The sequence below is a fragment of the Citrobacter sp. CK194 genome, assembly GCF_030333395.1.
Lineage (GTDB): Bacteria > Pseudomonadota > Gammaproteobacteria > Enterobacterales > Enterobacteriaceae > Citrobacter_B > Citrobacter_B koseri.
The window spans coordinates 244,401-270,374 of sequence record NZ_JAOWGA010000013.1 but is presented as its reverse complement, the minus strand read 5'-3'; the positions used below and the strand labels follow the sequence as shown (position 1 = coordinate 270,374).

Sequence of the window (25,974 nt, the reverse complement as noted above, 5' to 3'; positions counted from 1 at the left end):
AATCATCCCGAAGACATTCCGAAAAATAAGACGCCGCATTATAGCGGCATCACTTTTATGAGTCGAGAACGGTTATCGCGCGTTGCTGCGGCTTTTTTCACAATTCCCGGCTAATTTTGGTCTGAATACTGTACATCTCGCTCAAAATTCAGACAAAACAAAACGGCCCGCAGGCCGTTTTCACATAATCTGTAGCAACATACTGGAAAAGCGCCAACAGTTGCAAATGCGTTTTTCTACGCGATGCTTCCTGCGCCACGGCAAGGAGGCGATGCGAAGATCGTATCCTGCAATCCTTCCCACTCCTTAATGGTATAGGTATGCAGGGCCAGCGCATGTACGGTTGTGGAGAGTTCTGCCGTTAACGTACCGTAAATCATCCGGTGGCGATTAAGAAAACGTTCGCCAGTGAAGCGATCGCTGACCAGCACAACCTTAAAGTGGCTCTCAGAGCCTGCCGGAACATTGTGACGATAGCTTTCATCCACAACTTCGAGGAACACGGGTTCGAACGCTGCCCTTAATTTTTCTTCTATTTGCTCACGTATCATCATGAAATATCTCCTCCGACAACGCTGAGATGTCACCCATCCCTTTAAATACTAGCCGCTTTTACCGTTTACATTACATCATGACAACAAAAATTTAGCGTTCGTCTGATATTTTCATTCAAACGTATGAAGTTTACTGACTTATCCATTCATTTGGTTGCGAAAACCCGAAGTAAGGTGTACCGAGGGTCAGAAAACAGACAACGCGATGAATTTACATGCGTTGACCACTTCCCCTCGCCGTTGGCAATGTTATGATGGCGGGAATTTTTATCTATCACGCTTAAGAGTCACTGAGAGCCCGAACATGTTAAAGAAAATCCTCTTTCCATTAATTGCTCTGGTTATGCTGGCAGGGTGCGCAACACCGCCGACAACCATTGACGTATCGCCGAAAATCACACTGCCGCAACAAGATCCAAGTCTGATGGGCGTTACTGTGAGCATCAACGGCGCCGACCAGCGTCAGGATCAGGCGCTGGCGAAAGTTACGCGTAATAACCAACTGGTTACTCTGACCGCCTCCCGCGATCTGCGCTTCCTGCTGCAAGAAGTGCTGGAAAAACAGATGACCGCACGCGGTTATATGGTGGGGCCAAACGGCGCTGTTAACCTGCAAATCATCGTAAATCAGCTGTATGCCGATGTATCTCAGGGTAACGTTCGCTACAACATCGCCACCAAAGCGGATATCGCCATCATCGCGACGGCGGCAAACGGCAACAAGATGACGAAAAACTACCGTGCGAGCTACTCTGTTGAAGGCGCATTCCAGGCGTCCAACCAGAATATCGCCAACGCGGTTAACAGCGTCCTGACCGACACCATCGCTGATATGTCTCAGGACACCAGCATTCACGAATTCATTAAGCAGAACGCACGTTAATTTCTGTCCAGATGGCCCGGCGCTTGTCGGGCCTGTAGATGCCCATGCCCAACCAATATTTACGTATTTTTCAGCAACCGCGTTCAGCTATCCTGTTGATTCTGGGGTTTGCATCAGGTTTACCCCTCGCGCTCACCTCCGGCACGCTACAGGCCTGGATGACCGTTGAGAATATCGATCTCAAAACCATTGGTTTCTTCTCTCTGGTGGGCCAGGCCTACGTCTTTAAATTCCTCTGGTCTCCGGTCATGGACCGTTACACGCCGCCTTTTTTAGGTCGTCGTCGCGGCTGGCTGATTACCACGCAGATTCTGCTGCTGCTCGCCATTGCGGCGATGGGGTTTCTGGAACCCGGTACGCAGCTGCGCTGGATGGCGGCGCTGGCGGTTATCATCGCCTTCTGTTCCGCATCTCAGGACATTGTCTTTGACGCGTGGAAAACGGATGTTCTGCCTGCGGAAGAACGCGGCACCGGAGCGGCGATTAGCGTACTGGGCTATCGGCTAGGAATGCTGGTCTCCGGTGGTCTGGCGCTGTGGCTGGCGGATCGCTGGCTCGGCTGGCAGGGGATGTACTGGCTGATGGCGGCGCTGCTTGTGCCCTGTATTATCGCCACGCTCCTGGCCCCTGAACCTGAAGATTCCATTCCAGTGCCTAAAACGCTGGAACAGGCGGTCGCCGCTCCGCTGCGCGACTTTTTTGGCCGCAACAACGCCTGGCTGATCTTGTTGTTAATCGTGCTGTATAAGCTGGGCGATGCGTTCGCCATGAGTCTGACCACCACCTTTTTGATTCGCGGCGTTGGTTTTGATGCCGGTGAAGTCGGCGTGGTCAATAAAACGCTGGGACTGCTGGCGACGATTGTCGGCGCGCTGTACGGCGGCATCCTGATGCAGCGCCTTTCCCTTTTCCGCGCGCTGCTGATTTTCGGCATTCTGCAAGGCGTTTCCAACGCCGGTTACTGGCTGCTTTCCGTGACGGACAAGCATATGTTCAGCATGGCCGCAGCGGTCTTCTTCGAGAACCTGTGCGGCGGGATGGGAACGGCGGCCTTTGTCGCATTGTTAATGACGCTGTGCAACAAATCGTTTTCCGCCACCCAGTTTGCCCTGCTCTCCGCGCTCTCTGCGGTGGGACGCGTGTATGTCGGCCCCGTTGCCGGATGGTTTGTCGAAGCGCATGGCTGGCCCACGTTTTATCTCTTCTCCGTCGCAGCGGCCGTGCCTGGCCTTCTGCTTCTGCTGGTTTGTCGTCAAACCCTTGAACACAGTTGGGAAAGCGAAAGCTTCATCCCCCGTACGGAATTTCGCGGGGCGTATGGTCTGGCGCTGCTGACGCTAATGATCGGTTGCGGCCTGCTGGCGGTATGGCTGTTGCTGCTGACGATGAACGCCGTGGACTACACTCGCTTCTCCTTCCTGCCCGAACTGCTTGAGGCGGGGGTCATGGTGGCGATATGCGGCATTTTGTTCGGCGGGGTGCTGGATTATCTGGCGCTACGCAAAACACGTCTTGTGTAAGCGGGCAACGTTATTTGCCGTTGTAATAACAGAGCGAAATTATAACGGCTAAATAAGCGGCAGTTGCGAAAAATAATATTTGTTGTTTTGTGCGCAATAGCATCTGGAAATTATTGACGCCTTTTATAGATTTTATTTTCCTTACTCGATTCAGCCAATATAGTTTTATTTTTTGTTTTTCATTTGTCTCTTTGTTGATAATTAATTGTTAAACAATTGTTTTAATTTCGCATTGGTTATACCAATTACCCTGTAAGCCCTGCCTTCCAGCCCTCTTTCGTTATAACGTGATGTTGCAACAGGTTCTTAAAGTCAACGCGACATATCCTGCAACATATGTGACATGCCCGGCAGAACCCAGTAACACAGATCCAATCATGTTTACAGTAATGTAACCTTCCCGTAAAATGCCCACACACTTTAAACGCCACCAGGTCCCGTGGAATTGAGGTCGTTAAATGAGACTCAGGAAATACAATAAAAGTTTGGGATGGTTGTCATTAATTGCAGGCACTGCATTACTCAGTGGCTGTAATTCTGCACTTCTTGACCCCAAAGGACAGATTGGACTGGAACAACGTTCACTGATACTGACGGCTTTTGGCCTGATGTTGATTGTCGTTATTCCCGCCATCTTGATGGCTGTTGGTTTCGCCTGGAAGTACCGTGCGAGCAATAAAGATGCGAAGTACAGCCCGAACTGGTCACACTCCAATAAAGTGGAAGCTGTGGTCTGGACGGTGCCGATTCTGATCATCATTTTCCTTGCTGTACTTACCTGGAAAACCACTCACGCTCTTGAGCCAAGCAAGCCGCTGGCGCATGACGAGAAGCCCATTACCATCGAAGTGGTTTCCATGGACTGGAAATGGTTCTTCATCTACCCGGAACAGGGCATCGCAACCGTGAATGAAATCGCCTTCCCGGCGAACACTCCGGTTTATTTCAAAGTGACCTCCAACTCCGTGATGAACTCCTTCTTTATCCCGCGTCTGGGTAGCCAGATTTATGCCATGGCCGGTATGCAGACTCGACTGCATCTGATTGCCAACGAAGCCGGTACCTATGATGGTATTTCCGCAAGCTATAGCGGCCCTGGTTTCTCCGGTATGAAGTTCAAAGCTATCGCCACGCCGGACCGCGCCACATTCGACCAGTGGGTTGCTAAAGCTAAACAGTCACCGAACACCATGAGCGACATGGCTGCGTTCGAGAAAGTGGCTGCGCCAAGCGAATACAACCAGGTGGAATATTTCTCCAACGTGAAACCGGATTTGTTTAAAGACGTCATTAACAAATTTATGGCTCACGGTAAGAGCATGGACATGACCCAACCGGAAGGTGAGCACAGCTCGCATGAAGGCATGGACATGAGCCACGCGGAATCCGCTCACTAAGGGGCCGAGGAAGAAAACGATGTTCGGAAAATTGACACTGGATGCAGTCCCGTTCCATGAACCTATCGTCATGGTTACGATCGCTGCCATTATCGTCGGGGGTCTGGCGCTTTTAGCCTTGATCACTTACTTCGGTAAGTGGACCTACCTATGGAAAGAGTGGCTTACTTCGGTTGACCACAAGCGTCTTGGCATCATGTATGTCATCGTCGCAATTGTTATGTTGATACGCGGCTTTGCCGACGCCATCATGATGCGTAGCCAGCAGGCGCTGGCTTCTGCGGGTGAAGCGGGCTTCCTGCCGCCGCATCACTACGATCAGATCTTCACCGCTCACGGCGTGATCATGATCTTCTTCGTGGCAATGCCATTCGTTATCGGTCTGATGAACCTGGTGGTTCCGTTGCAGATCGGCGCGCGTGACGTTGCGTTCCCGTTCCTGAACAACCTGAGCTTCTGGTTCACCGTTGTCGGCGTTATCCTGGTTAACCTGTCTCTGGGCGTTGGTGAGTTCGCGCAGACCGGCTGGCTGGCTTATCCGCCGCTCTCGGGAATAGAGTACAGTCCGAGTGTCGGGGTCGATTACTGGATCTGGAGTCTCCAGCTATCCGGTATCGGTACGACGCTGACCGGTATCAACTTCTTCGTGACGATTCTGAAGATGCGTGCGCCGGGCATGACCATGTTCAAGATGCCGGTATTTACCTGGGCATCGCTGTGCGCGAACATCCTGATTATCGCCTCCTTCCCAATTCTGACTGTCACCGTCGCGCTGCTGACCCTGGATCGCTATCTGGGCACCCATTTCTTTACCAACGATATGGGCGGCAACATGATGATGTACATCAACCTGATTTGGGCCTGGGGCCACCCGGAAGTGTACATCCTGGTTCTGCCGGTCTTCGGGGTGTTCTCCGAAATCGCCGCAACCTTCTCGCGTAAACGCCTGTTTGGTTACACCTCGCTGGTTTGGGCGACCGTGTGTATCACCGTTCTGTCGTTCATCGTTTGGCTGCACCACTTCTTCACCATGGGTGCGGGCGCGAACGTAAACGCCTTCTTCGGTATTACCACGATGATTATCGCAATCCCGACCGGGGTTAAGATCTTCAACTGGCTGTTCACCATGTACCAGGGGCGTATCGTCTTCCACTCAGCGATGCTATGGACGATCGGCTTTATCGTGACCTTCTCGGTCGGCGGTATGACTGGCGTTCTGCTGGCGGTTCCGGGCGCGGACTTCGTTCTGCACAACAGCCTGTTCCTGATTGCGCACTTCCATAACGTTATCATCGGCGGTGTGGTCTTCGGGTGCTTCGCCGGTATGACCTACTGGTGGCCGAAAGCGTTCGGCTTCACGCTGAACGAGACCTGGGGTAAACGCGCATTCTGGTTCTGGATCATCGGCTTCTTCGTGGCGTTTATGCCGCTGTACGTGCTGGGCTTCATGGGGATGACCCGTCGTCTCAGCCAGCAGATTGACCCGCAGTTCCATCCAATGCTGCTGATTGCCGCCTGTGGCGCCGCGCTGATTGCACTGGGCATCCTGTGCCAGCTGATTCAGATCTTCGTTTCTATTCGCGACCGCGAGCAGAACCGCGACCTGACCGGCGACCCGTGGGGCGCGCGTACGCTGGAGTGGGCAACCTCTTCTCCGCCTCCGTTCTATAACTTTGCCGTTGTGCCGCACGTTCACGAGCGTGATGCCTTCTGGGAAATGAAAGAAAAAGGCGAAGCGTACAAACAGCCTGCGCATTATGAAGAAATTCATATGCCGAAAAACAGCGGTGCGGGCATCGTTATCGCCGCCTTCTCCACTATTTTTGGTTTCGCCATGATCTGGCATATCTGGTGGCTGGCGATTGCAAGCTTCGCAGGCATGATCATCAGCTGGATTGTTAAGAGCTTTGACGAGGACGTGGACTACTACGTACCAGTCCCGGAAGTCGAAAAACTGGAAAACCAGCATTTCGATGAGATTTCTAAGGCAGGGCTGAAAAATGGCAACTGATACTTTAGCGCAAACGCACGCGACTGCCCACGCGCACGAACACGGGCACCACGATGCAGGCCAGACCAAAATCTTCGGATTTTGGATCTACCTGATGAGCGACTGCATTCTGTTCTCTATTCTGTTCGCAACCTATGCCGTTCTGGTGAACGGCACCGCAGGCGGCCCGACAGGTAAGGACATTTTTGAACTGCCGTTCGTTCTGGTTGAAACTTTCCTGCTGTTGTTCAGCTCCATCACCTACGGCATGGCGGCGATCGCCATGCACAAGGATAACAAGAGCCAGGTTGTCTCCTGGCTGGCGTTGACCTTCTTGTTCGGTGCCGGATTTATCGGGATGGAAATCTACGAATTCCATCACCTGATTGTTGAAGGCATGGGCCCGGATCGCAGCGGCTTCCTGTCTGCGTTCTTCGCGCTGGTCGGTACGCACGGTCTGCACGTCACCTCCGGTCTTATCTGGATGGCGGTGCTGATGGTGCAGATCGCCCGTCGCGGCCTGACCAGCACTAACCGTACCCGCATCATGTGCCTGAGCCTGTTCTGGCACTTCCTGGATGTGGTGTGGATCTGTGTGTTCACTGTTGTTTATCTGATGGGGGCGATGTAATGAGTCATTCTACCGATCACAGCGGCGCGTCCCACGGCAGCGTAAAAACCTACATGACAGGTTTTATTCTGTCGATCATCCTGACGGTCATTCCGTTCTGGATGGTGATGACGGGTACAGGTTCCCCGGCCGTGATTCTGGGGACTATCCTGGCGATGGCAGTGGTGCAGATTCTGGTGCATCTGGTGTGCTTCCTGCACATGAATACGAAATCTGACGAAGGCTGGAACATGACGGCCTTTGTCTTTACCGTGCTGATCATTGCCATTCTGGTGGTGGGCTCCATCTGGATTATGTGGAACCTGAACTACAATATGATGATGCACTAAGAGCGGCGGTTATGATGTTTAAGCAATACCTGCAAGTAACGAAACCAGGCATCATCTTTGGCAACCTGATCTCGGTGATTGGGGGATTCCTGCTGGCTTCTAAAGGCAGCATCGACTATCCCCTGTTTATCTATACGCTGGTCGGGGTGTCACTGGTTGTGGCGTCGGGTTGTGTATTTAACAACTACATCGACAGGGATATCGACAGGAAGATGGAAAGGACCAAGAATCGGGTGCTGGTCAAAGGCCTGATTTCTCCTGCTGTCTCGCTGGTGTACGCCACCTTGCTGGGTATTGCTGGCTTTATGCTGCTGTGGTTTGGCGCGAATCCTCTGGCCTGCTGGCTGGGGGTGATGGGCTTCGTGGTGTATGTCGGCATTTATAGTCTGTACATGAAACGCCACTCCGTTTACGGCACGCTGATTGGTTCTCTCTCCGGCGCTGCGCCGCCGGTGATTGGCTACTGCGCCGTAACGGGCGAGTTCGACAGCGGCGCGCTGATTCTGCTGGCGATCTTTAGCCTGTGGCAGATGCCGCACTCTTACGCCATCGCGATTTTCCGCTTCAAGGATTATCAGGCTGCCAACATTCCGGTTCTGCCGGTGGTGAAAGGCATCTCGGTGGCGAAGAACCATATCACGCTGTATATCATCGCCTTTGCCGTTGCGACGCTGATGCTCTCCCTGGGCGGCTATGCCGGATACAAATATCTGGTGGTCGCGGCAGCCGTGAGCGTCTGGTGGCTCGGTATGGCCCTGCGCGGTTACAAAGTGGAAGATGACAAAGTCTGGGCGCGTAAGCTGTTCGGCTTTTCCATCATTGCCATCACTGCGTTAAGCGTGATGATGTCCGTCGACTTTATGGTGCCGGACTCACACAGCCTGCTGACCTGGGTCGGGTAAAATCAGCGAATGCTACAAGGGTGCTTCGGCACCCTTTTTTATCTGAGGGATGTTATTCAGTCATAAAGCCATTTACCCGCCTTTGCTGACTCTATAATCATCTCTACTGTCAAAGGCTTTAACTCTATTTCAGGCAGCTTTTTTTGCCAGAATGGATATTCATATTCAATATAATTCCGCGCATCAAAGTTTGAATACTCAATATCAAAATGTTCAAATAAATCGACTAAAAAATCATCGGCATCTTCTGGTACAAACTGAAAATCATCTTCCAGGGTCCACTCTTTAGTAACCTGTTTAAGGCCAGGCCTAAACCAACGTTCCCTGATTGGGTAGTTCTTCATGATGTACTCAATTACTTCAGCTTCATAATTTCTCATCAGAAAGATGTCCACTGTATGCGATCTTTGGGTCGTGCGATAAGGTTGTATTTATCACGCGTATGTTTTGTAACCATGAACAGCAGCATGATTAGCTGAGCATGACCGATAAAAGGAATCCATCGACCTATATAAGTTGCAATTTGGTTTGTGGGAACCATCTTCAATTTAGAAAATTTCCCCATAGGCGCATGCGGTCTTAATCCAAATGGGAAACGAGCCCCTTTCAGAAGTTTTCTGCATAAGATAGATGCAATGCTGGTACCCGGTGTGTTCGTGGCTGCTGATAATTTTCCTTTTACGGGAATCAATGGTTGACCTATCAACACTAACGTAGCGGCTTCAGTGGTTATCCCTAATGAATCAGCTAACTGCTCAATAAATATCAAATCAAATAGTTCACCAGGCGTTACATTAGCGTGCCCATGATACCAATAAGTTCCATTCGCTTCTTCCGTCGTATCCATTGACGCCTCCCTCAGACGGACTGCCGATCATTCCATGCATCACTGTAGATAATATTGCCATCACAGTGCTTCCAGGTGATTTTCTCGTAACGTAATTCTATGGTTTCAAGATGGTTGTTGTTCTTGTCTTCTGGCCCTGCCATCGTTGGAGAGACAGAAACAATCCGCACACCTTCGAGCAACATATTAAAATACTCGACCTCCTGACCCGCATCGTTAATTTTGTACCAGCGTATCTCTGCTGATTTAAGATTTTGGCCTGTTGCAACAGCTTTGTATAAATACGGGCTGGAGTAATCGAACTCTTTGACGATCATCATCGGTGAGTGCTGGCGTGTGCCCGTCGGCTTACCTGTTGCGTTATCAGTTGGAATAGATAAATTGTGGTGAAAGCCTTTAAATTCAATACTGTATTCCCTATCTTTTACATCGCAGCCACCCTTAATCAGCGCGCCGCCATCGTCATAAATCCACATATTGCCTGGAATCGCCATTTTCCTTTTCCCGCTTTCCATTAGAAATAACCACAAAAAGACTACGCCTGTAATTATCGCAAGTAAATTAGTTGCACTGGTAACTATTTCTTTTAAGTCTCAACACAATTCTACATACCGTAGTGGTTTACCCTGTTACCTCGCCGCTTTACACTAGTCGCGGATTTTATACAGAGGTGGGAATGAACGATTACAAAATGACGCCGGGTGAGTTGCGCGCCACCTGGGGTTTAGGGACTGTATTTTCTTTGCGCATGCTTGGCATGTTTATGGTCCTGCCGGTTCTGACCACCTATGGTATGGCGCTTCAGGGCGCCAGCGAAGCCTTGATCGGCATTGCTATCGGTATTTACGGCCTGGCGCAAGCCGTTTTCCAGATCCCCTTTGGGTTACTCTCAGACCGCGTCGGGCGTAAGCCGTTAATTATCGGCGGTCTGGCCGTGTTCGTGCTGGGTAGCGTGATCGCCGCGCTGTCTGACTCCATCTGGGGGATTATTCTTGGCCGCGCGCTGCAAGGCTCTGGCGCAATCGCCGCCGCCGTCATGGCGCTGCTGTCTGACTTAACCCGCGAGCAAAACCGAACCAAAGCGATGGCGTTTATCGGCGTCAGTTTTGGTATTACCTTCGCTATTGCGATGGTGCTTGGGCCGATCGTCACCCACAAACTGGGGCTGAACGCCCTGTTCTGGATGATTGCCGCACTCGCCGCGCTCGGCATCGCCCTGACCGTTTGGGTTGTCCCCAACAGCACAACCCACGTATTGAACCGTGAATCCGGCATGGTGAAAGGCAGTTTCAGCAAAGTGCTGGCCGAACCTAAGCTGTTGAAGCTTAACTTCGGCATCATGTGTCTGCATATTCTGCTGATGTCGACCTTCGTCGCCCTCCCCGGCCAACTTGCCGCTGCTGGTTTCCCCGCCGCCGAACACTGGAAGATTTATCTGGTCACAATGCTGATCTCATTTGGCTCCGTAGTCCCGTTCATTATCTACGCCGAAGTCAAACGCCGGATGAAGCGGGTCTTTCTGCTGTGCGTCGCGTTGATACTGATTGCCGAAGTCGTGCTGTGGGGCGCAGGCGTGCACTTCTGGGGGTTAATTGCCGGGGTACAGCTGTTCTTCCTCGCTTTTAACCTGATGGAAGCCCTCCTCCCCTCGCTGATCAGCAAAGAGTCTCCAGCCGGTTATAAGGGCACCGCGATGGGCGTTTACTCCACCAGCCAGTTCCTCGGCGTCGCGATTGGCGGCTCGCTGGGCGGCTGGGTGAATGGTCTGTTCGGCGGTCAGGCGGTATTTCTGGCTGGCGCATTGCTGACCGTCGTCTGGCTGGCGGTAGCAAGTACGATGAAAGAACCGCCGTATGTCAGCAGCTTACGCGTGGAAATTCCGCCGGAGATTGCCGCCGATGACGCGCTGAAACAGCGTCTGCTGGCGACTGAAGGTGTGAGTGAGGTACTGATCGCAGAGAAAGAGCATTCCGCCTATGTGAAGATCGACAGCAAAGTGACCAACCGTTTTGAGGTTGAGCAGGCGATCAGGCTGGCGTGAGAAATGCCGGATGGCGGCTACCGCCTTATCCGGCCTACAAGACCGCATTGTCCGTAGGCCGGATAAGCGCAGCGCCATCAGGCATCACAACTTAATCGCGGAAGTTTTTGAACTGGAACGGCTGTCCCAAATCCCCGCCGCGCACCAGCGCCATGACGGATTGCAGATCGTCACGGGATTTTCCGGTCACACGGATCTCTTCCCCCTGAATTTGCGCCTGCACTTTCAGCTTTCTGTCTTTAATCAGCTTCACGATCTTCTTCTGAACCGCGCTTTCAATGCCCTGCTTCAGCTTCGCTTCCACAAACCAGGTTTTACCGCTGTGGACGAACGCTTCCGGCACATCCAGCGAACTGCCTTCAATGCCGCGCTTGAGCAGCTTCGCGCGCAGAATATCCAGCAGCTGATTCACCTGGAAATCCGATTCGCTCAGTACTTTGATGGTTTTGTTCGCGTCGTTTAATTCAAACGTGGCCTCAACGCCACGAAAATCAAAGCGTGATTCAACTTCGCGAGTCGCATTATCTACTGCGTTACGCGCTTCCTGAAGATCGACTTCAGAGACAATATCGAAAGATGGCATCTTTTCCTCTCCCTTCGTTTTTGATGCGAAGCATAATACCCGTAACGAGACATAACGAGAAGCTTAGCTGATGGCGCTATACTTAGGCCATAACACCTGGCGCTGTTGCAGGTGAGGAGGAACAATGAAAATTACCGTACTGGGATGCGGAGCCTTAGGGCAACTTTGGCTTACAGCGCTGTGCAAACATGGACATGAAGTACAGGGTTGGCTGCGCGTACCGCAACCCTATTGCAGCGTGAATCTGATAGAGACGGACGGTTCAATATTTAACGAATCCCTGACGGCGAACGATCCTGATTTTCTGGCCAACAGCGATCTGCTGCTGGTCACGCTGAAAGCCTGGCAGGTCTACGATGCCGTAAGAGGTCTGGTCGCCACTCTGCCTGAAACCACGCCGATCCTGCTGATTCACAACGGGATGGGCACAATCGAAGAGTTGCAAAACATCCCGCAGCCGTTACTGATGGGCACCACGACGCATGCCGCCAGACGCGACGGGAATGTCATCATTCATGTCGCCAACGGCACTACCCATATTGGCCCGGCGCGTGAGCAGGACGGGGACTACAGCTATCTGGCCGATATTTTGCAGGGCGTGCTGCCTGACGTCGCCTGGCACAACAACATTCGCGCAGAGATGTGGCGCAAACTGGCGGTAAACTGTGTGATTAATCCCCTTACCGCGCTATGGGACTGCCCCAACGGCGAATTACGCCACCACCCGGAAGCGGTAATGGCGATATGTCAGGAGGTCGCTGCGGTTATCGAGCGCGAAGGACACCATACGTCGGCGGACGATTTACGTTATTATGTCGATCAAGTGATTGAGAGTACGGCAGAAAATATCTCGTCTATGTTGCAGGACATGCGTGCCCTGCGTCATACCGAGATCGACTATATTACGGGTTATTTGTTAAAGCGCGCCCGCGCGCATGGCATCGCCGTCCCGGAAAATGCCCGTCTGTTTGAAATGGTAAAGCGAAAGGAGAGTGAGTATGAGCGCATCGGCACTGGTATGCCTCGCCCCTGGTAGTGAAGAGACCGAAGCGGTCACCACTATCGATCTGCTGGTTCGTGGCGGTATTCAGGTCACGACCGCGAGCGTCGCCAGTGACGGAAATCTCACCATTGTCTGTTCGCGTGGCGTAAAACTGCTGGCGGATGCGCCGCTGGTCGAGGTAGCCGACGGCGATTACGACATCATTGTATTGCCTGGCGGCATAAAGGGGGCGGAGTGTTTTCGCGACAGCCCGTTGCTGGTCGAAACCGTTAAGCAGTTCCACCGTTCCGGGCGTATTGTCGCCGCGATTTGCGCAGCGGCCGCCACGGTTCTCGTTCCGCACGATATCTTTCCCATCGGCAATATGACCGGCTTCCCGGCGTTGAAAGACAACATTCCCGCCGAACAGTGGCAGGATAAACGTGTGGTGTGGGACCCGCGCGTGAAGCTGCTGACCAGCCAGGCGCCAGGAACGTCGATTGACTTCGGACTGAAAATTATCGATCTGCTGGTTGGCCGTGAAAAAGCCCATGAAGTGGCGTCACAGCTGGTGATGGCGGCGGGAATTTATAATTACTACGAATAGCGCCGGATGGCGGTGCGTAGGCCGGATAAGGCGGTTACGCCGTCATCCGGCAATACGTTGCGCCTGATAGCGCGATGCATATCAGGCCTGCAATCGTGCTAACAATTACGGACGATACACCTTCACATTCTGGAAGCCCTGCTCACGCAGATAGAGCGCCTGCAAACGGCTCATCACGCCGCGCTCACACCACAGCAGCCAGGTTTTGCTCTGGTCAAGATCGCCAAACTTCGTGCTCAGCTTGTAGAACGGCAGAGAAACCACATCCACGCCTTCGATTTTCAGCGGTTTGTCATCCTGCTCATCAACGGAGCGAATATCCAGAATCACGTCGTTCGGGCCAAAGCCGCTGACGGTTTCCACTTCCACCACGTCCTGCCCGGTCTGTTGGGCGATTTCGCGAATATCGACATTGCTCGCTTCCTCAACCACTTTATCGAGAATGCTAAAGTCGAAGTGCTCTTCTTCCGCTTCAATCTTCGCCTTGATCGCTTTCACCGTCGGGCTTTTCGAGATAACGCCGCAGTATTCCGGCATCGTGCGGGCAAAATCTTCCGTACCAATCTGGCGCGCCAGGTTGATGATGTGCTCTTTGTCGTAAGAGATCAGCGGGCGCAGGATCAGCGTATCGGAAACGTTGTCGATAAGACGCAGGTTAGTCAGCGTCTGGCTGGAAACCTGCCCCAGCGCTTCACCCGTCACCAGCGCCTGTACGCCGTAGCGCTCCGCCACTTTCGACGCCGCGCGCACCATCATGCGCTTCAGCACCACGCCCATCTGACCGTCATCGACTTTTTCGAGGATCTCGCCGACCACCGGTTCAAAGTTGATGGCGACAAAACGCACGCGATGCGAACTGCCAAAGCGGTTCCACAGGTAATGCGCCACCTGGCGAACGCCGATTTCATGCGCCGCGCCGCCAAGGTTAAAGAAGCAGTAGTGTACGCGGCAGCCGCGACGCATCAGCATATAGCTGGAAACGCCGGAGTCGAAACCGCCGGAGATCAGCGACAGGACATCTTCCTGGGTGCCGATCGGGAAACCGCCGATACCTTCGTAACGGCCTTTAATCAGCAGCAGACGATCGTCTTCCACTTCCAGATGTACCGTCACATCCGGGTTGGTCAGCTTCACGCGCGCCGATTCAATATGCTGATTTAAACCGCCGCCGACGTAACGTTCCACCTCAATGGAGCTAAACTCATGCTTACCACGACGTTTAACGCGCACACAGAAGGTTTTGCCCTCAAGCCGATCGCGATACTGCACCAGCGCTTTCTCAAAGATATCGTGCATATCAGTGAACGGCACATCTTCGACTTCGAGAATATGGTGGATGCCCGGAATACGGGTCAGCGCGTCGCGAATCGCCAGGCGTTGATTTTCATCTTTGGCGCGAACTTCAATGTTATCCCAGTGGCGAACAACGGCGAGGGTCTCATCGTAGTGCTTTAACACGTTACGGATGTTCCCGGTCAGAATTTTTATAAAGCGCAAACGCACAGATTGGCTTTTGATAGTGATTTCCGGGAACAATTTAATGATAAACTTCATGGCGGCAATGGTTCTTAAGCAAGCATCAAGGCTTGTCGTGGAGAAAAGAGTACAGCAGCCCATACATGGAGCTGCATCCAGGCGCGGAAGTATACCACCATCATGGTCGTCCTGTGCACATTGCGCGTTATTTGATAATTGCTCTGAGTCCGTTACCATATCAGAGCTGAAAATATTGAGAGTCAGATATTCATTATGCCGAAGAAAAATGAGGCGCCCGCCAGCTTTGAAACAGCGCTGAGCGAGCTGGAACAGATTGTTACCCGTCTGGAAAGCGGCGACCTGCCGCTGGAAGAGGCGCTGAACGAATTTGAACGTGGCGTGCAGCTGGCGCGTCAGGGGCAGGCAAAGTTGCAACAGGCCGAACAGCGTGTGCAGATTCTGCTGTCTGACAATGAAGATGCATCTCCTGAGCCTTTTACACCGGATAATGAGTAAATGGACTTTTCGCAGCAGCTACAGGCTTGCGTCGAGCAGGCCAACCAGGCGCTGAGCCGTTTTATCGCACCACTGCCCTTTCAGAACACTCCCGTGGTCGAAACCATGCAGTATGGCGCATTATTAGGCGGTAAACGTCTGCGCCCGTTCCTGGTTTACGCAACGGGCAGGATGTTTGGCGTAAGCCTGTCCACGCTGGATGCCCCGGCAGCCGCCGTTGAGTGCATTCACGCTTATTCGTTGATTCATGACGATTTACCCGCGATGGACGACGACGACCTGCGTCGCGGTCTGCCGACCTGTCACGTCAAATTTGGCGAAGCGAATGCCATTCTGGCCGGAGATGCCCTGCAAACGCTGGCGTTTTCTATCATCAGCGATGCCCCGATGCCGGAAGTGGCCGACCGCGACCGCATTGCTATGATTTCTGAACTGGCGAACGCCAGCGGCATCGCCGGAATGTGCGGTGGCCAGGCGTTGGATCTTGATGCCGAAGGGAAACAGGTGCCGCTGGAGGCGCTGGAGCGTATCCATCGTCATAAAACGGGCGCGCTGATTCGCGCTGCGGTTCGTCTTGGCGCGCTAAGTGCCGGAGAAATCGGACGAAACGCCTTGCCGATACTCGATAAGTACGCAGAAAGTATCGGCCTTGCCTTCCAGGTCCAGGATGACATTCTGGATGTGGTGGGCGATACTGCAACGTTGGGTAAACGTCAGGGGGCTGACCAGCAACTTGGCAAAAGTACCTACCCTGCACTTCTGGGCCTTGAGCAAGCCCGGAATAAAGCCCGGGATCTGATCGAAGACGCCCGTCAGTCGTTAACGCAGCTGGCAGACCTCTCACTCGATACCTCGGCACTGGAAGCGCTAGCGGACTACATAATCCAGCGTGATAAATAAACAAACAACAAGTCTTACTTAATAGGCCTCTGATGAGTTTTGATATAGCCAAATACCCGACCCTGGCACTGGTCGACTCCACTTCGGAGTTACGCCTGCTACCAAAAGAGAGTCTGCCGAAACTCTGCGACGAACTGCGCCGCTATTTACTCGACAGCGTCAGTCGTTCCAGCGGACATTTCGCCTCCGGGCTGGGCACGGTGGAGCTCACCGTGGCGCTGCACTATGTCTATAACACCCCGTTTGACCAGTTAATCTGGGACGTGGGGCATCAGGCTTATCCGCACAAAATTCTCACCGGGCGTCGTGATAAAATAGGCACCATTCGTCAGAAAGGCGGTTTGCACCCCTTCCCGTGGCGCGGTGAAAGCGAATACGACGTACTGAGCGTCGGCCACTCCTCTACCTCCATTAGCGCAGGTATTGGCATTGCGGTCGCCGCAGAAAAAGAAGGCAAAGACCGTCGCACCGTTTGCGTCATTGGCGACGGGGCGATCACCGCCGGGATGGCGTTCGAAGCGATGAACCACGCGGGCGATATCAAGCCGGACATGCTGGTCATTCTCAACGACAACGAAATGTCGATCTCGGAAAACGTCGGCGCGCTGAACAACCACCTGGCGCAGCTGCTTTCCGGCAAGCTCTACTCGTCCCTGCGTGAAGGCGGGAAGAAAGTGTTCTCCGGCGTGCCGCCTATCAAAGAGCTGCTCAAACGCACCGAAGAACATATCAAAGGCATGGTCGTGCCAGGCACGCTGTTTGAAGAGCTGGGCTTTAACTATATCGGCCCGGTCGATGGTCACGACGTGCTGGGGCTGATTACCACGCTGAAGAACATGCGCGATCTGAAAGGCCCGCAGTTCCTGCATATCATGACCAAAAAAGGTCGTGGCTATGAACCGGCGGAAAAAGATCCGATCACCTTCCACGCGGTGCCAAAATTCGATCCATCCAGCGGCTGCCTGCCAAAAAGCAGCGGCGGCCTGCCGAGCTATTCAAAGATCTTCGGCGACTGGCTGTGCGAAACCGCCGCCAAAGACAGCAAGCTGATGGCAATCACCCCGGCAATGCGCGAAGGTTCCGGCATGGTGGAGTTTTCACGTAAATTCCCCGACCGCTACTTTGACGTGGCGATTGCCGAGCAGCATGCAGTGACCTTTGCCGCCGGTCTGGCGATCGGTGGTTATAAGCCGATCGTGGCGATCTACTCCACCTTCCTGCAACGCGCCTACGATCAGGTGCTGCATGACGTCGCGATCCAAAAACTGCCGGTAATGTTTGCTATCGACCGCGCCGGTATCGTCGGCGCTGACGGGCAGACGCACCAGGGCGCGTTCGATCTCTCTTACCTGCGCTGCATCCCGGAAATGGTCATTATGACGCCGAGCGATGAAAACGAGTGCCGCCAGATGCTGTACACCGGCTATCACTATAACGATGGCCCAACGGCAGTGCGTTATCCGCGTGGCAACGCCGTTGGCGTGGAACTGATGCCGCTGGAAAAACTGCCGATCGGCAAAGGACTCGTCAAACGTCAGGGTGAAAAACTGGCGATTCTGAACTTTGGTACGCTACTGCCGGAAGCGGCAAAAGTCGCCGAATCCCTGAACGCGACCTTAGTCGATATGCGCTTTGTGAAGCCGCTGGATGAAACGTTGATTCTGGAGATGGCTGAACGTCACGAAGCGCTGATCACTCTTGAAGAGAACGCCATTATGGGCGGCGCAGGCAGCGGCGTTAACGAAGTGCTGATGGCGCATCGTAAAGTCGTTCCGGTACTGAATATCGGCCTGCCGGACTTCTTTATCCCGCAGGGTACACAGGACGAGGCCCGCGCGGAACTCGGTCTGGATGCCGCCGGAATTGAGGCCAAAATCAAGGACTGGCTGGCATAATCCCCTCCCCGCTCCTGCTATGCTTAATCAATAACGGGTATAACAGGAGCGGAACAATGCAATACAACACCTTAGGAAAAACAGATCTACGGGTTTCTCGCCTTTGTCTGGGCTGCATGACGTTCGGTGAACCGGATCGCGGCAATCACGCCTGGACGCTACCGGAAGAAAGCAGCCGCCCCATCATTAAGCGCGCGCTTGAAGGCGGTATTAACTTTTTTGATACCGCCAATAGCTATTCCGCAGGCAGCAGCGAAGAGATTGTGGGTCGCGCGCTGCGTGATTTCGCCCGCCGCGAAGAAGTGGTGGTCGCCACCAAAGTTTTTCATCGCGTCGGCGACCTGCCAGAAGGATTATCCCGCGCGCAAATCCTGCGTTCCATTGATGACAGCCTGAGACGTCTGGGTATGGACTATGTGGATATCCTGCAAATTCATCGCTGGGATTACAACACGCCGATAGAAGAGACGCTGGAAGCGCTGAATGATGTGGTGAAGGCCGGTAAGGCGCGCTATATCGGCGCCTCCTCCATGCACGCCGCGCAGTTTGCCCAGGCGCTGGCGCTGCAAAAACAGCACGGCTGGGCACAGTTTGTCAGTATGCAGGATCATTACAATCTCATCTATCGCGAAGAAGAGCGCGAAATGCTGCCACTGTGCTATCACGAAGGGATCGCGGTGATTCCGTGGAGCCCGCTGGCACGAGGACGACTGACGCGCCCGTGGGGAGAAACCACCGCACGTTCGGTATCCGATGAGTTCGGCAAGACGCTGTACAGCGAGAGCGATGAGAATGACGCACGGATTGCAGAGCGTCTGACGGGCGTCAGTGAGGATCTTGGCGCAACGCGTGCGCAGGTGGCGCTGGCATGGCTATTGAGTAAACCAGGCATCGCTGCGCCGATTATCGGTACATCGCGGGAAGAACAGCTGGATGAGTTGCTCAGCGCGGTGGATTTGACGTTGAAGCCAGAGCAGATTGCCGAGCTGGAAACGCCATATAAACAGCATCCGGTGGTCGGGTTTAAATAATTATCCCAACTTCGAAAGCGCCTGCTGCAGGAGATGAAACGGAATTCTCTCCTGCTCAACTCTCAGAAACTTTTTCCAATAGTGAGATTTAATCCCCTGATAAACCAGAGATTCCTTTTCGGTAAGGAACGGCAATAGCTCAGCCGAGTGGCAATTTTTCTCCGGTTCATCACCCCAGAATGTTCTGCACACTAGAATTGTTTCTTCATCCATCAGTAATGACTCAACGTGGGGATAATAGCCGCGCAGCTGGGATAAAATAGCAAAACCGTTGGTATCAATATCCCCCCAATAATAGATTTTCACCCAATTTAGCCATGCCACTTCCTTCAACATTTGAACACCATAACCCTGACCAAATATCACCATCGCATCAGGAACATCAGGAAATGTAAGAAAATTAACTTTATTTTCAGTGATATAAATTTTTTTCGGAAACAATTCCAGACGCACAAATTCATCAATCGGGATCGCCATATCCCGAACGCCACAAAAACGCCTTGCCAACGCAGGATCAAGCAGCCGAAAACGAATAACCGGTTTTTCATACTGCAAACCATAGCGTTGTTCAAACCCATGGCCGGTTAGTTGGGAATAACGTAGATCGATACATTCTTGCGGCAACAAATAGTCTAGCAGCTGTCGCAAAACTCGCTTATGCGTTTCGATAAACTTACTGTCGATATCAATAATATCAAGCTGGCGTAAATAGAGTCCCGGATGCGGCGTTGCCAGAAAATAACGGCATACATGGATTAACTTAATCCAGTCGCCGTGGTGTTGCTCAATTAGAGAAATATTCTCGCTAAGCCACGGTTCAATTTGAGGAAAGTGATTACGTAGTAAAACAACATCATTAACGAAATTATCCCAACAGGCTTTCTGTCCAAGAAAGTGACATACCGAATCCAGTGATGTCAATGCAACAGCAACCGGTATTCTCTGTCGCCCCATTGATGAGAAATTGAACTCTTTTTCAACCAACTCAATACCCGGCTTACTTTCGCAGTCGTTGCGAAACCGAATGACCTGCTGTTGCAGATCGGTAAAACCATGCATCAGTTGTCGATCCGTTATTTTCGGCAAAGAGAGATACAACGGGAACTCAAAACTGTCCGTCAGCCAGCGTTGATGAAAGTCATATCGCCGCCACATCTTCATTAGCTTTTCACGCAACGCTTTTATTTCAAACATTACAGTCACCTTCTTCTACCAGTTCGGCATATCCCTGCAATGCTTTATTCTGCTGTAAACGCTGACGATAATCTTCAATTGACATATTTAGCACCATTGAACGGTTGTCTTTCTGATCGACAAAATGAACATGATTAACATAGTTCTCAATCACATCCAACTTCTGCAATGGCGTTACTAACAGCAGTTGTAACCCCAATTTTTTAAACAACTCAAGCCCAAATCGGGTGCTGTCTTTTGAGCCTCTGGCGAAGGCTTCGTCAATCACCACTAAATTAAAACGTCTGGCATTGACGTTATTTTCACCTTCATCAACAAGATGATATTGCAACATAATCGCCGCAGCCAGAATAGAATAAGCAAGTTTCTCTTTTTGCCCACCGGACTTGCCACCAGAATCGGAGTAACACTCTTTCTCACTATTATCTTCCCGGTAGCGCTCAATAACATTGAACAGAAACCAATAGCGTACATCGACCACTTTTTGTGTCCATTTAGGCTGATTACGCATCTGTTCAATCAGTGATTTTACCTGCTCAAATTTCTGTTCTGAATAAAAATTGTCATCGGTACTATATTCCACACACTGCTTAAGCCGCTGTTTAAACTCCCGGATTTCAACATCTGGAGACGATACGCCCATCACCTCAATATATGTACCTGGCTGGTAGTCTAAATCAATAAGCGAATGGTTAATCACCCGAATCCTGTTCTTAATCTCTTCCTCTTGTTTATCTAACTGACTGCGGAACAGAGTCATCGCGCGAATCGTATCACGATTGAGCATTTCCTTAAAACGCGCCTCATGACGAGGCAGATCTTCTTTTTGCAGTTGTGCCAAAAGCTGCTGATATTCCGGCAACGCTGCCAAACTGCGATCCAGTTCTGTGGAATCATTCGGAAAAGCATGAATAAAATCCCCCATCGCCGCGATCATACCGTCCTGCTTTTTGGTACGCCTTTCCTCAAGATGCTGGATTTTTTCATTCAGCTTAGTGCGCAGTAGTGACAGTTGATTAGTCAGCATTTCAATACGCAATCCCTCGCCTGCACCGTAACGCGCAAACAGCTCTTCCAGCAGAGGATAACACTCGTCCTGCTGCTGCGCTGTGATGGTGGAGGCCAGGATCTGCTGCTGATTCAGATCTCCCTGATTGGTCGCAATTTTATTTTTCAGCTCTCCTTGCTTACTGTGCAGTTCATCACGCGCGGCCTGTACCTGACGTAGTTCAAGGCGCGCCATATCAAGGTCGCTTTGTAATTGCTTGAGCGTATCGGAAGAGGATTCCAGCAGACGGTATTCCGCAAAAAGCGATTCAACCTGCTCACTGGAAAGTGGCCAGTTGATCTGCGCAAATGTATAGCTGAAATCAGCAAGCTGCAGAGCTTTTCGCCGAAGTTCATCAAGAGACTCTTTAAACTTACGCGACTCGCCAAGTTCCTCATTTATTTTGGCTATCTGAGTTTGCATCTGGCTATATTGCACCGCCAGTAGCTGAATTTTCTCTTTATTACTCCATCCCAGCACATAGCGACTTTTATCCTGAATCTGATATCTGTCGTCTTTTTCGTGGCGATCCGGCCCCGTCTTTACCTGGCCATTCAGGGTAATCGCCCTTTCACTACGACGAAAATCGGTCAATGAGTCGCAACACCAATAGTTAAAGCGCTGTCTGATTTCTTTATCAAGCCATGCATAGAAAGGGCTATCAGGCCTGATTTCTATCTTTTCCGGCAATAACCCGGACAAATTGACGGCAGGCAAAAAATCACTTTTCTGTTTAACCCGATAATAAACCAGACGACCACCCAGGTGGGTATTTTCTATAAAATCAGAAACCTGCTGATAAAACGCATCGGGGACCAGAAGACTAAGGGCAAAACCATGCATCACCCTTTCCACAGCCCCTTGCCAGTGCTGCTGCGTGGATTTTATCTGCAACAATTCACCGACAAATGGTAACTCATTTTCTGCAAGATCCAGCGTTTCACACAGTTGCTCTCGAATTGCTAACTGGCGTGAGGGGATATTGGATTGGCGCTTGTTAAGCGCGGTCAGTTCGTCAGCAATTTTTTTCTGCTCTGAATTTTTTTGCCATAAACGACGATTTAATTCATCACGCCTCTCTTCATGCGCTTCAAGTTTCTGGCTAATACTTTCCGCATGAATTTTCGCCTGCTCAATATTGCTGACGAAGGTCGCAGGATCAAGTTGGGTATTTAATTCTAACGCCTGCGCAATTCCCTGATAGAAATGATAATTCTTACGTCTTTCGTCGCGTTCAGCCTCTTTTTGCTTAATGTCGGCAGCAAGCTGCTGGAGTCGACCGCCGCCATTCCCTGCGATCTCGTCACGGATATGTTCAATACGCTGCTGTGCGGTCATGGCGGAGTTATCAAGATTGTCCAGTTCAATCGCCTGTTTTGCCAGATCCTGCTGCTGGCGCTCAAGGCGGGAACGATATAAAACAATCGCTTTGGTACTCATCCAGGGTTCAAGGACGTTTCGGCTTCGGTTATAAGTTTCACGTTCCTGAGCGGCCTGTTTTGCCTCATCTCCCAGGCGGCTCACCGGTTCCAAAAGCTGGATTTTCTGGCGTGCCGCAACTACTGCATCATGCAAACCACGAAGCGCGTCATAATTACGCTCAAGCTCCAGCAATTGTTTCTCAATATCAGGCTGTTCAAGCATGTTATGACGTACAAAGTCAGTCACCGAACCAACAGACTTCATCGAAATGGTCTGGTTAAACAGTTCCAGCGCCCGTCCATCGCTGCCTAACCCAAGCTGTTTCGAAAAAGCTTGCTGGTAAGGAGGAAAAGTATCGGCAAGCTCAAGGGCGCTATCTCTACGTAATTTCTTACGCAGCTCGTTAACTCTGGAACCAAAACCAGAAAAGTCGCTCTCCACCGATATTGCTCGTTGAGCAACAATATAGAGACGTTTTAACTTTGTCTCACCTGGTTTCAGCCAGAAAACTTGCGCCAGCGAAATTGTTTTCTGTAATGCTTCAGAATAAAACACCGCCAGTAATACGCTGTAATGTTTATCATCTGCACGCAATCCTTTCGCTCTGGCCTTGCCGTTATCATCCTGAACAGAAGTATAGTGACCAAAAAAATAGGACTCAGCAGAGCGCTCTTTTTCTTCCGCGCCTGCGGCTTTGTTATAAGCAAGCCGTCGGGGCGGTACCAGCAACGTGGTCAGCGCATCAACCAGCGTGGATTTTCCGCTGCCGATATTGCCAGTCAGCAGACTATTTTTTCCCTCCGGTGTAATTGACCAGATGTTCCGATCAAAAGTCCCCCAGTTCAACACTTCCATACGCGCAAGACGAAACCCTTTTAGCGTTTTATCATCACTCATCGCTTTCTCCTTCCCGCTCCTGAGCACTATTTCGTTCTCTGAACAACTGAATGAAAGTATTGATCTGTTCTGCCGTCACTATCGCTTTAATAATACGCAATACTTCAAATTCGTCAGGATGATTGGTCAGTACGCTAATAAAGCCCATTTCACTGAATTTCTTAATTAATGCGTCCAGATCTTTGTTCTGCTTAACCTCATTATTCACCTCCGGCAGATAAGGCTTTAGCCAGGAGTAAATCTCCTGCCTCGTCACGATCAGGCGTGGAGCGCCTTCTTCCGCATCATGTTCAGCAAGTCGCTTTCTTAACGACACCAGTAGCACGCTCTGAGTAAAAGTCAAATTGCGTCTGGGGATCAGGCGCGGAAAATCATCGTTTTCCGGTTGTTGCTGCACCAAAAAAGCAAAACCTTCAGCCTCATCCAGCGTCAACGACAAACCTAAAGGTTGAAAATAGCTGCGAATGCTTTGCTGATCGCGCACCATCGCCTCCCACAGATCGCGGTGACGCGAACGATAAAGCGGCCCTTTTAACAAACGGATCAAAATCCGCGACGACATATTGCGGGAATCTTCGCTGAATAGCGTGGAGGTAAAGAGATCCGTCATCAGTCATAAACTCCGAACAAAAGTGATTTTGGGTACCGAAACCGTTCTTACCAGACCGGGTTCCGGCTGCCAGGAGATTTGCTGTTTATACTGCCTGTTGATATCCGCCGTCACAACCTGCTCGCAGGCTAGCTTAATATAGGTAAGCAACTCGTCAAGACCGAATTCAAGTGGGTAACGTTCAAGAACGTCAGCAAGCGTGACCTGCCCGTGATTATCCATCAGACACTGCAGAATATTACGCTGCAACTGCCGTTCGCTGATGTGGCTTAATGCCAGCAGTTGGCTAAAATCGACCTCAGGCTCACGTTCAGCAACGGCGGCCTGGCTATCAAGCTGTTCGTCCTGTTTGGGCTGCCAGAGCTGACGGCTTAATAAGGGGTTTATCTCAGCCTGTACACCGCCCAGCGCAATAAAATCGCACGCCTCATCTCGTTCACCAAAAAGATGCGCTTCAATTTCAAACTCACGAATAATCTCCAGCACCCTGCGAGTATCCTGAGATTGCTCCTGAATATAACGACGTAACTGATCGGTTATTTGCTGCCGGGTGGTATTAACTTTCCCTCCGGCATCTAACAGCCAGCTATATAGATTGATTAACAGACGATCGTGGCGAATAACTTCCCGCCCCTGCTCATTATCCAGCAAAAGCTGCAAGTTTTCCCGCATACCGCTGCGCATTTTTGGCGTCATCAATAATTCAAAAAAAGCGCTAAATGATTTTCCTTCATCGGAATCATCAATCACATCCTGATGTTCAAATATTTTATCCAGCACTTCGCCTTTCATATTACCGCCAGAACTGATCGTCCTGCGGGAGTCTTTGTCAAGCTGACGAAAGTTAGTTTCAACCTGACGAAAATCCCCTAACAGCTGACGAGACATATCAGACAGTAAATAAAGCCGCTCTTTAATCTGTGTTGCTGAAAATCCTTGATCTTGCCCAAGCTCGACAGCGGCAATAGATTGCTCAATCTCTGCTTTACGCAGTTTGAGCTGCTGTAGTTTTTGCTGCGGATCTTCACTGGTCCCTTCAACCAGTTCACCGATCATATCCAACAAAAGTTTCAAACGTGATTCCGTTCCGACAAACTGGCGTCCCTGAAGTTCTTCAATCCAGTGCAGAACTTTTTCCACTTCAGGAAGGAGGTCGCATTCCGGCTCATCGCTATCTTCAGTCAGATATTTTCTTAAATAGCCACCTTTGCTATTAATCCAGTCGTCCAGATAGTTTCTGGCATTTTTAGGAAATTTATCTTCACCATAGCTCTCTTTAATATCAAAAAGATGCTGTTCCAGTAGGCCAACAAGCTCCTGGTACGGGACACTGCGTCGATTGGTAATGACAAAAGTTTGATGCAGGAAACTGGTAATAAGCGAGAAGTGCGTTGAGCGCAGAAGTTTGAGCGCTAGGCTCTTTTCTTTAAACTGTTCAAGGAAATCAAAACTGAGATCGGTTGCCATCACAAATCAACACCATTACAGAAAGAGACGTTTAGTTTGTTCGATTTCGGATATCTATGTCCAGTAACAATTGCATTATTGATTTAGTAAATTAATAAATAATTAATTATATAGAATATAGATTAAAAAAGAGTAAATTATGGGACTGATAATAAACAGATAATTGCTTGATGACGCTACGCTTATCAGGCCTACGAGATCTGGAAACGCCATATAAACAGCACCCGGTGGTCGGGTTTAAATAATATTGCC

General features: G+C 51.1%; 24 protein-coding genes. 14 read left to right on the top strand and 10 right to left on the bottom strand.

What is annotated here, in order from left to right; translation table 11 throughout:
• Nucleotides 1-236: 236 nt before the first annotated feature.
• Nucleotides 237-554, bottom strand: a complete 318-nt coding sequence (gene bolA, locus OGX80_RS04050) for a transcriptional regulator BolA (RefSeq protein ID WP_012133546.1) — start codon at nucleotides 552-554, stop codon at nucleotides 237-239.
• Nucleotides 555-858: 304 nt separating this feature from the next.
• Between bolA and OGX80_RS04045 the strand changes: the two genes are divergently transcribed.
• From OGX80_RS04045 to cyoE, 7 genes are all read left to right on the top strand, one after another.
• The gene (locus OGX80_RS04045) at nucleotides 859-1,437 is read left to right on the top strand and encodes a lipoprotein (protein WP_012133548.1); all 579 of its coding nucleotides are present in this window, start codon (nucleotides 859-861) and stop codon (nucleotides 1,435-1,437) included.
• A 44-nt stretch (nucleotides 1,438-1,481) separates the two neighbouring features.
• Nucleotides 1,482-2,957 (top strand): muropeptide MFS transporter AmpG, encoded by a 1,476-nt coding sequence (gene ampG, locus OGX80_RS04040; RefSeq protein ID WP_024130594.1) that lies wholly within the window; start codon nucleotides 1,482-1,484, stop codon nucleotides 2,955-2,957.
• Nucleotides 2,958-3,415: 458 nt separating this feature from the next.
• Nucleotides 3,416-4,354 (top strand): cytochrome o ubiquinol oxidase subunit II, encoded by a 939-nt coding sequence (gene cyoA / locus OGX80_RS04035; RefSeq protein ID WP_115181905.1) that lies wholly within the window; start codon nucleotides 3,416-3,418, stop codon nucleotides 4,352-4,354.
• A gap of 19 nt (nucleotides 4,355-4,373) precedes the next feature.
• Nucleotides 4,374-6,365: a cytochrome o ubiquinol oxidase subunit I gene (gene cyoB / locus OGX80_RS04030; protein WP_115181906.1), complete on the top strand. Its 1,992-nt coding sequence runs from the start codon at nucleotides 4,374-4,376 to the stop codon at nucleotides 6,363-6,365.
• Nucleotides 6,355-6,975: a cytochrome o ubiquinol oxidase subunit III gene (locus tag OGX80_RS04025; RefSeq protein ID WP_012133552.1), complete on the top strand. Its 621-nt coding sequence runs from the start codon at nucleotides 6,355-6,357 to the stop codon at nucleotides 6,973-6,975. The genes cyoB and OGX80_RS04025 overlap by 11 nt, the downstream gene beginning before the upstream one ends.
• Nucleotides 6,975-7,304 carry a cytochrome o ubiquinol oxidase subunit IV gene (locus tag OGX80_RS04020; RefSeq protein WP_012133553.1) on the top strand — a complete coding sequence of 110 codons (330 nt, stop codon included), beginning with the start codon at nucleotides 6,975-6,977 and terminating at the stop codon, nucleotides 7,302-7,304. Before OGX80_RS04025 ends, OGX80_RS04020 begins: the two co-directional genes overlap by 1 nt.
• 11 nt (nucleotides 7,305-7,315) lie before the next feature.
• Nucleotides 7,316-8,206: a heme o synthase gene (gene cyoE / locus OGX80_RS04015; protein ID WP_081353222.1), complete on the top strand. Its 891-nt coding sequence runs from the start codon at nucleotides 7,316-7,318 to the stop codon at nucleotides 8,204-8,206.
• Between the two features lie 56 nt (nucleotides 8,207-8,262).
• On the opposite strand, the gene OGX80_RS04010 is transcribed toward cyoE, so the two are convergent.
• From OGX80_RS04010 to OGX80_RS04000, 3 genes are read right to left on the bottom strand one after another with little or no spacing between them, the layout of a single operon-like run.
• Entirely contained in the window at nucleotides 8,263-8,586 is a 324-nt protein-coding gene (locus OGX80_RS04010; protein ID WP_071259899.1) for a DUF1493 family protein, read from the bottom strand.
• The gene (locus tag OGX80_RS04005; RefSeq protein WP_071259901.1) at nucleotides 8,586-9,053 is read right to left on the bottom strand and encodes an STM2901 family protein; all 468 of its coding nucleotides are present in this window, start codon (nucleotides 9,051-9,053) and stop codon (nucleotides 8,586-8,588) included. Before OGX80_RS04005 ends, OGX80_RS04010 begins: the two co-directional genes overlap by 1 nt.
• Nucleotides 9,054-9,064: 11 nt before the next feature.
• On the bottom strand, nucleotides 9,065-9,547 hold the full coding sequence (locus tag OGX80_RS04000) for an Hcp family type VI secretion system effector (protein WP_115182354.1): 483 nt from the start codon (nucleotides 9,545-9,547) through the stop codon (nucleotides 9,065-9,067).
• 182 nt (nucleotides 9,548-9,729) lie between these two features.
• Between OGX80_RS04000 and OGX80_RS03995 the strand changes: the two genes are divergently transcribed.
• Complete coding sequence (locus OGX80_RS03995) at nucleotides 9,730-11,094, top strand: MFS transporter (RefSeq protein ID WP_012133555.1); 1,365 nt, start codon at nucleotides 9,730-9,732, stop codon at nucleotides 11,092-11,094.
• 91 nt (nucleotides 11,095-11,185) lie between these two features.
• Here the strand turns inward: OGX80_RS03995 and OGX80_RS03990 are convergent, their stop codons facing one another.
• Entirely contained in the window at nucleotides 11,186-11,677 is a 492-nt protein-coding gene (locus OGX80_RS03990) for a YajQ family cyclic di-GMP-binding protein (protein ID WP_115181907.1), read from the bottom strand.
• Between the two features lie 124 nt (nucleotides 11,678-11,801).
• On the opposite strand from OGX80_RS03990, the gene panE reads away from it, so the two are divergent.
• Both panE and yajL read left to right on the top strand, forming a co-directional pair.
• Nucleotides 11,802-12,713, top strand: coding sequence for a 2-dehydropantoate 2-reductase (gene panE / locus OGX80_RS03985; protein WP_047458477.1), 912 nt, complete (start codon nucleotides 11,802-11,804; stop codon nucleotides 12,711-12,713).
• A complete protein-coding gene (gene yajL, locus OGX80_RS03980) occupies nucleotides 12,676-13,266 on the top strand; it encodes a protein deglycase YajL (RefSeq protein ID WP_012133558.1) in 591 nt (196 codons plus the stop codon). The genes panE and yajL overlap by 38 nt, the downstream gene beginning before the upstream one ends.
• Before the next feature lie 105 nt (nucleotides 13,267-13,371).
• Here the strand turns inward: yajL and thiI are convergent, their stop codons facing one another.
• Nucleotides 13,372-14,820, bottom strand: coding sequence for a tRNA uracil 4-sulfurtransferase ThiI (thiI, locus tag OGX80_RS03975; protein WP_049008398.1), 1,449 nt, complete (start codon nucleotides 14,818-14,820; stop codon nucleotides 13,372-13,374).
• 195 nt (nucleotides 14,821-15,015) lie between these two features.
• Between thiI and xseB the strand changes: the two genes are divergently transcribed.
• From xseB to yajO, 4 genes are read left to right on the top strand one after another with little or no spacing between them, the layout of a single operon-like run.
• On the top strand, nucleotides 15,016-15,258 hold the full coding sequence (xseB, locus tag OGX80_RS03970) for an exodeoxyribonuclease VII small subunit (RefSeq protein ID WP_012133560.1): 243 nt from the start codon (nucleotides 15,016-15,018) through the stop codon (nucleotides 15,256-15,258).
• Nucleotides 15,259-16,158, top strand: coding sequence for a (2E,6E)-farnesyl diphosphate synthase (gene ispA, locus OGX80_RS03965; protein ID WP_115181908.1), 900 nt, complete (start codon nucleotides 15,259-15,261; stop codon nucleotides 16,156-16,158). It abuts the gene before it with no gap.
• Between the two features lie 32 nt (nucleotides 16,159-16,190).
• On the top strand, nucleotides 16,191-18,053 hold the full coding sequence (gene dxs, locus OGX80_RS03960; protein WP_115181909.1) for a 1-deoxy-D-xylulose-5-phosphate synthase: 1,863 nt from the start codon (nucleotides 16,191-16,193) through the stop codon (nucleotides 18,051-18,053).
• 56 nt (nucleotides 18,054-18,109) lie between these two features.
• Nucleotides 18,110-19,084: a 1-deoxyxylulose-5-phosphate synthase YajO gene (yajO, locus tag OGX80_RS03955; protein ID WP_115181910.1), complete on the top strand. Its 975-nt coding sequence runs from the start codon at nucleotides 18,110-18,112 to the stop codon at nucleotides 19,082-19,084.
• Here yajO and OGX80_RS03950 read toward each other — a convergent pair whose 3' ends face one another.
• Genes OGX80_RS03950 through OGX80_RS03935 form a run of 4 tightly spaced genes read right to left on the bottom strand, consistent with a single transcriptional unit; the run spans nucleotide 19,085 to nucleotide 25,722 of the window.
• A complete protein-coding gene (locus OGX80_RS03950) occupies nucleotides 19,085-20,278 on the bottom strand; it encodes a Wadjet anti-phage system protein JetD domain-containing protein (RefSeq protein ID WP_115181911.1) in 1,194 nt (397 codons plus the stop codon).
• Nucleotides 20,271-23,645, bottom strand: a complete 3,375-nt coding sequence (locus tag OGX80_RS03945) for an ATP-binding protein (protein ID WP_115181912.1) — start codon at nucleotides 23,643-23,645, stop codon at nucleotides 20,271-20,273. Before OGX80_RS03945 ends, OGX80_RS03950 begins: the two co-directional genes overlap by 8 nt.
• On the bottom strand, nucleotides 23,638-24,255 hold the full coding sequence (locus OGX80_RS03940) for a DUF4194 domain-containing protein (RefSeq protein ID WP_115181913.1): 618 nt from the start codon (nucleotides 24,253-24,255) through the stop codon (nucleotides 23,638-23,640). The genes OGX80_RS03945 and OGX80_RS03940 overlap by 8 nt, the downstream gene beginning before the upstream one ends.
• Before the next feature lie 3 nt (nucleotides 24,256-24,258).
• A complete protein-coding gene (locus tag OGX80_RS03935) occupies nucleotides 24,259-25,722 on the bottom strand; it encodes a DUF3375 domain-containing protein (protein ID WP_115181914.1) in 1,464 nt (487 codons plus the stop codon).
• Between the last annotated feature and the right edge of the window lie 252 nt (nucleotides 25,723-25,974).

What these genes read in the sequence shown, in the direction of transcription:
- bolA (WP_012133546.1), bottom strand. Translation starts at nt 554, where the DNA reads ATGATGATACGTGAGCAAATAGAAGAAAAATTAAGGGCAGCGTTCGAA.
- OGX80_RS04045 (WP_012133548.1), top strand. Translation starts at nt 859, where the DNA reads ATGTTAAAGAAAATCCTCTTTCCATTAATTGCTCTGGTTATGCTGGCA.
- ampG (WP_024130594.1), top strand. Translation starts at nt 1,482, where the DNA reads ATGCCCAACCAATATTTACGTATTTTTCAGCAACCGCGTTCAGCTATC.
- cyoA (WP_115181905.1), top strand. Translation starts at nt 3,416, where the DNA reads ATGAGACTCAGGAAATACAATAAAAGTTTGGGATGGTTGTCATTAATT.
- cyoB (WP_115181906.1), top strand. Translation starts at nt 4,374, where the DNA reads ATGTTCGGAAAATTGACACTGGATGCAGTCCCGTTCCATGAACCTATC.
- OGX80_RS04025 (WP_012133552.1), top strand. Translation starts at nt 6,355, where the DNA reads ATGGCAACTGATACTTTAGCGCAAACGCACGCGACTGCCCACGCGCAC.
- OGX80_RS04020 (WP_012133553.1), top strand. Translation starts at nt 6,975, where the DNA reads ATGAGTCATTCTACCGATCACAGCGGCGCGTCCCACGGCAGCGTAAAA.
- cyoE (WP_081353222.1), top strand. Translation starts at nt 7,316, where the DNA reads ATGATGTTTAAGCAATACCTGCAAGTAACGAAACCAGGCATCATCTTT.
- OGX80_RS04010 (WP_071259899.1), bottom strand. Translation starts at nt 8,586, where the DNA reads ATGAGAAATTATGAAGCTGAAGTAATTGAGTACATCATGAAGAACTAC.
- OGX80_RS04005 (WP_071259901.1), bottom strand. Translation starts at nt 9,053, where the DNA reads ATGGATACGACGGAAGAAGCGAATGGAACTTATTGGTATCATGGGCAC.
- OGX80_RS04000 (WP_115182354.1), bottom strand. Translation starts at nt 9,547, where the DNA reads ATGGCGATTCCAGGCAATATGTGGATTTATGACGATGGCGGCGCGCTG.
- OGX80_RS03995 (WP_012133555.1), top strand. Translation starts at nt 9,730, where the DNA reads ATGAACGATTACAAAATGACGCCGGGTGAGTTGCGCGCCACCTGGGGT.
- OGX80_RS03990 (WP_115181907.1), bottom strand. Translation starts at nt 11,677, where the DNA reads ATGCCATCTTTCGATATTGTCTCTGAAGTCGATCTTCAGGAAGCGCGT.
- panE (WP_047458477.1), top strand. Translation starts at nt 11,802, where the DNA reads ATGAAAATTACCGTACTGGGATGCGGAGCCTTAGGGCAACTTTGGCTT.
- yajL (WP_012133558.1), top strand. Translation starts at nt 12,676, where the DNA reads ATGAGCGCATCGGCACTGGTATGCCTCGCCCCTGGTAGTGAAGAGACC.
- thiI (WP_049008398.1), bottom strand. Translation starts at nt 14,820, where the DNA reads ATGAAGTTTATCATTAAATTGTTCCCGGAAATCACTATCAAAAGCCAA.
- xseB (WP_012133560.1), top strand. Translation starts at nt 15,016, where the DNA reads ATGCCGAAGAAAAATGAGGCGCCCGCCAGCTTTGAAACAGCGCTGAGC.
- ispA (WP_115181908.1), top strand. Translation starts at nt 15,259, where the DNA reads ATGGACTTTTCGCAGCAGCTACAGGCTTGCGTCGAGCAGGCCAACCAG.
- dxs (WP_115181909.1), top strand. Translation starts at nt 16,191, where the DNA reads ATGAGTTTTGATATAGCCAAATACCCGACCCTGGCACTGGTCGACTCC.
- yajO (WP_115181910.1), top strand. Translation starts at nt 18,110, where the DNA reads ATGCAATACAACACCTTAGGAAAAACAGATCTACGGGTTTCTCGCCTT.
- OGX80_RS03950 (WP_115181911.1), bottom strand. Translation starts at nt 20,278, where the DNA reads ATGTTTGAAATAAAAGCGTTGCGTGAAAAGCTAATGAAGATGTGGCGG.
- OGX80_RS03945 (WP_115181912.1), bottom strand. Translation starts at nt 23,645, where the DNA reads ATGAGTGATGATAAAACGCTAAAAGGGTTTCGTCTTGCGCGTATGGAA.
- OGX80_RS03940 (WP_115181913.1), bottom strand. Translation starts at nt 24,255, where the DNA reads ATGACGGATCTCTTTACCTCCACGCTATTCAGCGAAGATTCCCGCAAT.
- OGX80_RS03935 (WP_115181914.1), bottom strand. Translation starts at nt 25,722, where the DNA reads ATGGCAACCGATCTCAGTTTTGATTTCCTTGAACAGTTTAAAGAAAAG.